Origin of the sequence: Streptomyces sp. D2-8, from assembly GCF_023184515.1 — a bacterium.
Lineage (GTDB): Bacteria > Actinomycetota > Actinomycetes > Streptomycetales > Streptomycetaceae > Streptomyces.
The window spans coordinates 202,892-210,901 of the sequence record NZ_JAAHBP010000021.1; the positions used below are offsets into that span (position 1 = coordinate 202,892).

7 protein-coding genes and 3 pseudogenes are annotated in these 8,010 nt (G+C 72.3%); 3 read left to right on the top strand and 7 right to left on the bottom strand.

The genetic code is table 11. The features are described from left to right. Nucleotides 1-23: 23 nt before the first annotated feature. From G3I77_RS31345 to G3I77_RS31365, 5 genes are all read right to left on the bottom strand, one after another. Complete coding sequence (locus G3I77_RS31345; protein ID WP_248508944.1) at nt 24-1,319, bottom strand: hypothetical protein; 1,296 nt, start codon at nt 1,317-1,319, stop codon at nt 24-26. After that, nucleotides 1,316-2,590: a bifunctional glycosyltransferase family 2/GtrA family protein gene (locus G3I77_RS31350; protein WP_248508945.1), complete on the bottom strand. Its 1,275-nt coding sequence runs from the start codon at nt 2,588-2,590 to the stop codon at nt 1,316-1,318. The genes G3I77_RS31345 and G3I77_RS31350 overlap by 4 nt, the downstream gene beginning before the upstream one ends. 137 nt (nt 2,591-2,727) lie before the next feature. After that, nucleotides 2,728-3,252, bottom strand: a complete 525-nt coding sequence (locus G3I77_RS31355; protein ID WP_248508946.1) for a cellulase — start codon at nt 3,250-3,252, stop codon at nt 2,728-2,730. Nucleotides 3,253-3,263: 11 nt separating this feature from the next. Then, entirely contained in the window at nt 3,264-3,770 is a 507-nt protein-coding gene (locus G3I77_RS31360; RefSeq protein WP_248508948.1) for a SigE family RNA polymerase sigma factor, read from the bottom strand. Nucleotides 3,771-3,962: 192 nt separating this feature from the next. Continuing rightward, nucleotides 3,963-4,325, bottom strand: coding sequence for a DUF6479 family protein (locus tag G3I77_RS31365; protein WP_248508950.1), 363 nt, complete (start codon nt 4,323-4,325; stop codon nt 3,963-3,965). A 119-nt stretch (nt 4,326-4,444) separates the two neighbouring features. On the opposite strand from G3I77_RS31365, the gene G3I77_RS31370 reads away from it, so the two are divergent. Next, nucleotides 4,445-4,819 (top strand): ferredoxin, encoded by a 375-nt coding sequence (locus G3I77_RS31370; protein WP_246111694.1) that lies wholly within the window; start codon nt 4,445-4,447, stop codon nt 4,817-4,819. A 135-nt stretch (nt 4,820-4,954) separates the two neighbouring features. Next, complete coding sequence (locus tag G3I77_RS31375; protein ID WP_248508951.1) at nt 4,955-6,133, top strand: acyl-CoA dehydrogenase family protein; 1,179 nt, start codon at nt 4,955-4,957, stop codon at nt 6,131-6,133. A 41-nt stretch (nt 6,134-6,174) separates the two neighbouring features. Here G3I77_RS31375 and G3I77_RS31380 read toward each other — a convergent pair. Then, a pseudogene (locus G3I77_RS31380) lies at nt 6,175-7,184 on the bottom strand (2-hydroxyacid dehydrogenase). Between the two features lie 199 nt (nt 7,185-7,383). Here G3I77_RS31380 and G3I77_RS31385 point away from each other — a divergent pair. Continuing rightward, nucleotides 7,384-7,793: pseudogene (locus G3I77_RS31385) on the top strand (GAF domain-containing protein); the annotation flags it as partial. Nucleotides 7,794-7,878: 85 nt separating this feature from the next. Here G3I77_RS31385 and G3I77_RS31390 read toward each other — a convergent pair. Continuing rightward, nucleotides 7,879-8,010, bottom strand: a pseudogene (locus G3I77_RS31390) (IS481 family transposase); the annotation flags it as partial.

Below are 8,010 nucleotides of genomic sequence, written 5' to 3' on the forward strand. Positions count from 1 at the left end.
ACTCCCCGGGCGCCGACGGCGGTTTACGGCACCCCCAGCTCGAACAGCACGTATCCCGCATACGACCCGGACGCCAGCGCGGCCGTGCCGAGCACCGCGGCCAGGGACGGCCATCGGAGCCGGCGCATGGCGAGAGCGAGCGGGACGAACAGCGGGAAGAGCGGGAGCAGATAGCGCGAGACGTTGCCGAAGTACTGCTGGGTGGTCATCACCATGAGGTAGGAGAGGACGGTGTAGACGACGAGCACGGCAGGCGGTCGCAGCCGTATCAGCAGCACGGTCAGCACCGGCACCATCAGCACCACGCAGACGCCGATGACGTCCTCGAAGGGCATCGCGAAGAGATAGTCGAAGTGACCGACCGGGATGGACGTCAGCACGTTGAACGTGTGGACTCCCCAGTCGAACTTGTGGGCCCAGGCGCCGTCCTGGAGCTTGGAGTAGCCGTTGACGTCGCCCATGCGGTAGTTGACCCAGGCGAGGTAGCCGAACAGGCCCAGCGGCGCGATCGCCACGGCGGCGAGCGGGCGGCGGACGCCCGGGCGCGGGCCGTCCGGGTGCCAGGCCCCCTTCTTCCCGCGTCGGCGCAGGGTCAGTACCGCGGCGACGGCGAGGGCGGCGACGAGCGCGACGGCGGTGGGTCGGCAGAGCCCGGCCGCGCAGGTCAGCAGGCCGGCGGTGAGCCAGCGGCGGGTCATGACGGCGTGACAGGACCACGCGGCGAGGGCCGTGTAGAGGGATTCCGAGTAGCCCGACCACTCCGTGCCCGAGCCGGGCCAGACCGCCCACAGACCGGCCGCGACCAGTCCGGCCCGGGGGCCGCCCGGGCGGGTCGTCACGGCGTGGATGCCGAGCGCGGCGGCGAACGAGGCGATGACGGAGACCGTCATGCCGGCGCCGTACAGGCCGAGTCCGGTGCACTCCGAGACCAGCCGCATCAGCGTCGGGTACAGCGGGAAGAACGCCGCCGAGTTGCCCTCCAGGGTGATCAGGCCCGTCGCGCCCGGGACCGGTTGCAGGGCGGGGTCGTACCCGTGCTGGGCGATCTGCTGGTACCACCAGCCGTCCCAGCTGGCCAGGACGTCCCAGGCGTGTTCGCCGCCGCCGAAGCGCGGGTTCTTCTTCCGGAAGTCGCCCGCGGAGTCCAGCAGATACATGAAGACGGCGAAGCCGGCCAGCTTCAGCACGCCGTATGTCAGCAGCACGGGCCCGTGGCGCACCGCCGCGGCGCGCAGTCGTGGCCACAACTCCCGGGAGCCGCGGGGGGCTTCGGGGTGGTCGAGGCCGGAGGGCGGGCGACGCAACTGGAGGGTGCTCATGGGGCGGAGGGTCCTGTCGTACGGCGGGCCGGGAACACCCAGGCCCGGAAGAGGAGGAAGCGCAGCAGCGTCGCGGCCAGGTTGGCGCCGACCAGCGTCACCAGCTCCACCCGGTGGCCGGCCCCGGGCGCGGTGTGGTGGAGGACGGCCAGCGAACCGCTGGTCAGGACCAGCCCGACCAGGAAGGCGGCGAGGCCCTTGAGGTGATGGCGGAGCAGGCCGCCACGGCCCCGCACCCCGAAGGTGAGCCGCCGGTTGGCCGCCGTGTTGGCGATCGCGCTGGCGAGCAGGGCGAGCGCGTTGGCGGCCTGCGCTCCCGTCGCCGGTCTCAGCACGGTGTACAGCAGCAGGTAGCACAGGGTGCTGGCGGCACCGACGGCGGCGAACCGCACCACCTGCCGGGCCAGACCCGCGGGCAGATCCCCGGCGAGATCGCCGCCGTTGCGGCGCAGCTCGGTCAGCGGCAGCCGGCCGCCGGCCAGGGCCCGGCCGAGCCTGGCCATGCCCCGCAGATCTGCCACCGCCGTGGAGAGGAGGTGGACCCGGCTGTCCGGGTCGTCCACCCAGTCCACCGGCACCTCGTGGATCCGCAGCCCCGCACGCTCGGCGATGACCAGCAACTCGGTGTCGAAGAACCACTCGCGGTCCTCCACCAGCGGCAGCAGCCGCTCGGCGACGTCCCGCCGCACCGCCTTGAACCCGCACTGCGCGTCGGAGAACCCCACGGCGAGCGTGGAGCGCAGCAGCCCGTTGTAGCAGCGGGAGATGATCTCCCGTTTCGGTCCGCGCACCACCCGCGAGCCACGGGCCAGCCGGGTACCGATGGCGATGTCCGAGTGGCCCGAGATCAGCGGCGCGACCAGCGGCAGCAGCGCGGCGAGGTCGGTGGACAGGTCCACGTCCAGATACGCCAGCACCGGGGCGCGGGAGCGTGACCAGGCGGTGTGCAGCGCACGGCCCCGACCCTTCTCGGCCAGCCGGAGGAAGTCCGTGCCGGGCAGTTCCGCGGCCAGCCGTGCGGCGATCCGCGGGGTCCCGTCGGTGCTGGCGTTGTCGGCGATGGTGATGCGGAAGGCGTAGGGGAAGGTCTCGCCCAGGTGCGCGTGCAGGCGCCGGACGCACGGCTCCAGGTCGTTCTCCTCGTTGTACACGGGAACGACCACGTCGAGGACGGGGTCCGGGTGGTGCGCGGGCAGGGGAGCCCGGCGCGGCAACGCGGACGGCTCGGGTATCGGGCGCTCGATCAGGGCCGACCGCCGTACGGTTCGCATGGCTGTCTCACGGTCTCTTTCTGGCGCAGGGCATGCCCGCGCGCCGGTTCCGGGCACGCCGAAGGCGCCCGTGGCGGGTGGTGCGCCGAGGAGGTTCGGGGCGCGTGCGCCCCTGACGGGGAGGGCCGCTCAGGCGGCTACTCGGGGTGCACCGATGCGGAGGGTTCCTCGGAGTCCAGAGGGGACGGAGGGGCCGTCGTCGGAGTGGGGGAGGGCGGAGGAGCGGGCGGCGTCGAGCCGGTCCGGCTCTCGGAGGCCGTGGCCGGCGGCGTGGGGTCGGTCGGCTCGCTCGTCGTCCCGGACGGCGTGCTGCCGCCGGTCGTGGTCGCCGGCAGGGACGTCTCGGGCTGCCGGGTCGGAGTCGGGCTCGTCGCCGACGGCTCGGTCGTCGGCGTGCTGTCCGGCGAGGCCGTCGGGCTCGTCGCCGGCTGCGGCCGGTGATCGGCGGGGGGCTGGGCCCGGGTGAGCAGGCCGGGCAGCAGGGCCAGCCCGACGCTGAGCCCGGCCACCGCCACGGCGGAGCCGCCGGCCTTCCACAGCAACCGCGACCGGCGGCGGGCCCGGATGCCCGCGTGCAGCCGCCGCCGGTGCGCGGGCTCGTAAGGGGTGTGCTGCCGGGTGTCGCGCATCAGCCGCGACAGGTCCCGCTCGAAGTCGTCCATCGGTTCTCCTTTCACCCCACGGGCCTGACGGCGTCGGACAGGATCTGGCGGAGCCGCGCGACTCCGCGTGAGGCATGGGACCGGGCAGTGCCCACCGGGCAGCCCAGGGCCTGGGCGACCTGGGCCTCGGGCAGGTCCTCGTAGTAGCGCAGCACCACCGCGGCCCGCTGCTTCGGCGACAGCAGGGCCAGCGCCGCCTCCAGCCGCGAACGCTCCGCGACGGCGGACGACAGGTCGCCGGGGCCGGCCCGGTCGGGCAGCTGCTCCACCGGGCGCTCCCCCCACCAGCGGCGCCGCGCCGAGCGGGCCGCCAGCCGCACCAGCACCGTGCGGACGTACGCCTCCGGAGCCTGCTCGGCGACCTTCGGCCAGGCGAACCACAACTTGACCAAGGCCTCCTGCACCAGATCCTCGGCACGCTGCCGGTCACCCCCCGTGAGCAGACGCGCGACATGGAGCAGCGCCGACCAACGGGCGGCCGCGAACTCGTCGAAGCCGTCCGCCCGAACCTGCTCCATCCTCACCGTCCTGCGTCTCAGTGGCCCCCTACACCTCTCAAAAGACGCCGGCCCCCACGGCACGATGCACTCGAAACCTGTGATCCACCTCACCCTCGTGGTGCCGACCCCGGGCATGCGGAAGGGCCCGTGCACAGGCACGGGCCCTTCTGTCAGGACTGCGCGGCTGCCCCGAGCCACCGCCCCGGGGGGTCAGCCGCCCGGGCCGCCGCTGCCGAACGAACCGCTGCCGCCCTCGTTCCAGCGCGGGCGCTCCTGCGACGCGCTCGTCCGGTCGCTCATGGTGCCGTGACCCTTCAGCTGGTGCGGGGTCAGGCGTTCCTCGCTCCGGGGGACCTCCTCGGGCTCCCGGCGCTCACTCGTCTCGCGGACCGGGCCCCCTTCGGGCAGCCGCGGCTGCTCGTCCGGGCGCGGTGTGGGCAGCTCCTTGCGCTTGACACGAACGCCGAGGACGAAGGCCCCCAGCAGCAGGGCCACGACCACCACACCCGCCACGATCAGCCCGATGCCGACGGCGCCACTGCCCGCGGCCATCTCCATCCATGCGCTATTCATGGCACGCGGGTACCCCTGGTCCACTTCGTGAACCTGCTGGGCACAGGCGAGGGCCGCATCGCGCGGAACCCTTGGGAACACCGGGTTTGACCGGCGTCGGCCGGGGCTACCCGCGCTGTGTGACTTCGACGACATCCCAGCAGGAGCTGTTCCGGTTCCTGGAGGACCGCTTCGCCTGTGCGCAGGCATGCACCGAGTGCGCGCGGGCGTGCGCGCTGCGCGCGAGCCTCGTGGATCCCGACGGCACCGAGAACCAGGAACTCGTACGGCGCAAGGGCATCATGTGCGCGGAGGTCTGCGACGCGACGTGCCGTGTGCTGTCCGAGCAGAACCAGGTGGATGAGTCCAGCATCCGCATCCAGGTGGAGTGGTGCCGGACCGTGTGCCTGGAGGCCGCCCACGTCTTCGACCGGCAACCGGGAGCGGAGGACTCGGCGGCGGCGTGCCGCGCATGCGCACGGGCGTGCACGGACTTCCTCGCCACGCTGAACTGACAACACTGACAACACTGACAACACTGACCACGCTGACAGCACCGACAACGCCGAACCGACAACGCCATTCCCTATTTCTGGAACACGTTCTACGGTGTGCGCCGACAGGACCGGCCTTGGGAGCCTGGAGGCGCCGTGCACCTCGAATACACGCCCGAGCAGCAGCGGCTGCGCACCGAACTGCGGTCCTACTTCGCCGAACTGGTCCCGGACCACATGTACGCCCGGCACGGCGAGCCGGCCGCCCAGAAGCGGTTCTACCGCGAGACCATCCGGCGGCTCGGCACGGACGGCTGGCTCGGCGTCGGCTGGCCGAGGGAGTACGGCGGGCGCGGCCTGACGGCGATGGAGCAGTTCATCTTCTTCGACGAGGCCGCCCAGGCCGGCGTTCCGCTGCCGCTCATGGCGCTCAACACCGTCGGCCCCACGATCATGCGGTACGGCACCGACGAGCAGAAGGCGTACTTCCTGCCGAAGATCCTCGCCGGCGAGATCGACTTCGCCATCGGCTACAGCGAGCCCGGCGCGGGCACCGACCTCGCGTCGCTGCGCACCAGGGCGGTGCGGGACGGCGACCACTACGTCGTCGACGGCCAGAAGATCTGGACGACCAACGGCGACACGGCCGACTGGGTGTGGCTGGCGGTCCGCACCGACCCGGACGCCCCGCCGCACAAGGGCATCACCATGCTCCTGGTGCCGACCTCCGACCCCGGCTACTCCTGCACCCTGATCAACACCCTCGCCTCGCACGACACCACCGCGAGCTACTACGAGAACGTACGCGTCCCCGTCTCCCGCCGGGTCGGCGCCGAGAACCAGGGCTGGCGGCTCATCACCAACCAGCTCAACCACGAACGCGTGACCCTGGCCGCCCACGGCACCATGGCGATCCGCGCCCTGCACGACGTGCGGCGCTGGACGACGGAGACCAAGCTCGCCGACGGCCGCCGGGTCGCCGACCTGCCGTGGGTGCGCCGCCTCCTGGCCCGCACCCACGCCCGGCTGGACGCGCTCAAACTGCTCAACTGGCAGATGGTCGGCGCGGTCCAGGACGGCACCCTCACCCCGCAGGACGCCTCCGCCGTCAAGGTGTACGGCTCGGAGGCCCGGCGCGACGCCTACGCCTGGCTCATGGAGATCGTCGCGGCCCTCGGCGCCCTGAAGGAGGGCTCGGCCGGCGCGGCCCTGCACGGCGAACTGGAACGCGGTTACCGCTCGGCGGTCATCTTCACCTTCGGCGGGGGCAACAACGAGATCCAGCGGGAGATCATCTCGTGGATCGGGCTGGGGATGCCGAGGGTGCGGCGCTGACGGGGCCTGCGTGAGCGGCTGCCGGGCCGTGCGACCGCTCGTCAGGAGCCGGGACTGGTCAGGACGTTGTCGCTCGCGCGGCCCGCGGCCCAGTCCTCGATGTTGCGCATGGTCGTCTCGGCGATCTGACCCACGGCGTCGCGGGTGAAGTACGCCTGGTGCGAGGTGACCAGCACGTTGGGGAACGTCATCAGCCGCGCCAGGCGCTCGTCGGTCATCACCTCCAGGGACTTGTCGAGGAAGAACACCCCGGCCTCCTCCTCGTAGACGTCCAGACCGACACCGGCGAGCCGGCCGGAGCGCAGTGTGGTCAGCAGGGCGTCGGTGTCGACCAGTCCGCCGCGGCTCGAGTTGACCAGGACGGCGTCCGGCTTCATCAGGTCCAGCATCCGGGCGTCCACCAGGTGGTGGGTGTCCGGCACCAGCGGTACGTGCAGGCTGACCAGTCGGACTCGGCGAACAGCCGCTCGCGCGGGACGTACTCCATCCCGAGCGCGAGGCACTCGGGGTTCTCGGCGATGTCCCAGCCGAGCAGGCGCATGCCGAAGCCGTGCGCGATCCGGGCGAACGCGGTGCCGATCTTGCCGGTGCCCACCACGCCCACGGTGCGGCCGTGCAGGTCGCGGCCGAGCAGACCGTCGAGGCGGAAGTCGAACTCGCGCGTGCGGTGCGCGGCGCGGACGATGCGCCTGCCGACGGCCAGCGCGAGCGCCCAGGCGAACTCGGCGACCGAGTACGGCGAGTAGAACGAGACCCGGGCCACCGTCAGACCGAGGTCCTGGGCCGCCGTCAGGTCGATGTTGTTGTAGCCCGTGGCCCGCTGGGCGATCAGCTTGGCGCCGCCCTTGGAGAGGTCCCGCAGCACCGCGGCGTCGAGGGTGTCGTTCACGCTGCTGAGCACGATCTCGTGACCGGCCGCGGTGGGGGCGGTGTCCCGGTTGAGGAACAGCTGCAGGCAGCGCAGCTCGTGGCGGTCGCCGAACGCCCGGTCGAGGGCCGCCTGGAGCAGAGGCCGCTCGTCGGTGAGGACTCCGTACGCGATGATCTTCACGTCATTCCGCTCCCGCTTCATGAGGGGCCAGTCCCAGCAGCGACCCTAGGCGGCTTCCCGTGCCCGCGCACCGGGCCGTCCGGCCCGGTGCGCGGGGGCCGCCCGGCCCTGTCCGCCGCCTGGCCGGAAACCCGTCCGGCCAGGCGGCGACCCACTATCGTGAGGCGAAGAAGGCGCCCTCGCGGGTGCGCCGCGGCGCATGGACGAACTGCTGGGCGAACTCCAGGCGCGGATTGACGCGGCCCGGGGCACCCAGGAACGGTTGCACAGCCTGCTCGAAGCGGTGCTGTAGGTGGGCGGGAGCTGGATCTGCCGCAGGTGCTCCGGCACATCGTCGAGGCGGCCGTGGTGCTCGTGGACGCCGAGTACGGGGCGCTGGGCGTCATCGGCGACGACCGCATGCTCTCCGAGTTCCACACCGTCGGCATCGGCGACGAGTAGCGGGCCGGGATCGGCGACCCGCCCAGCGGGCACGGCATCCTGGGCGAGCTGATCCGGCACCCGGAGCCGCTGCGGCTGGCGGAGATCTCCGAGCACGCGTCGTCGTACGGCTTCCCTCCCCATCACCCGCCGATGCACTCGTTCCTGGGAGTGCCCATCCGGGGCCGGCAGCCGCCCGACGGCACGCCGCGCACGGCCGGTCGTCCGTTTCACCGACTGCCGGCATCACCGGCGCGCCGCTCCGGCTGCCGCACTAGGTGTATTGACCTGAAGCGTTGTTCACACGGCTGATCGGTGGGTGGCCGCCGAGTGCGGTGTGGCAGCGGTGGTGGTTGTAGGTGTGGAGGAAGTCTGCCAGGGCCTCGGTGCGTTCGGTGTTGCTGGT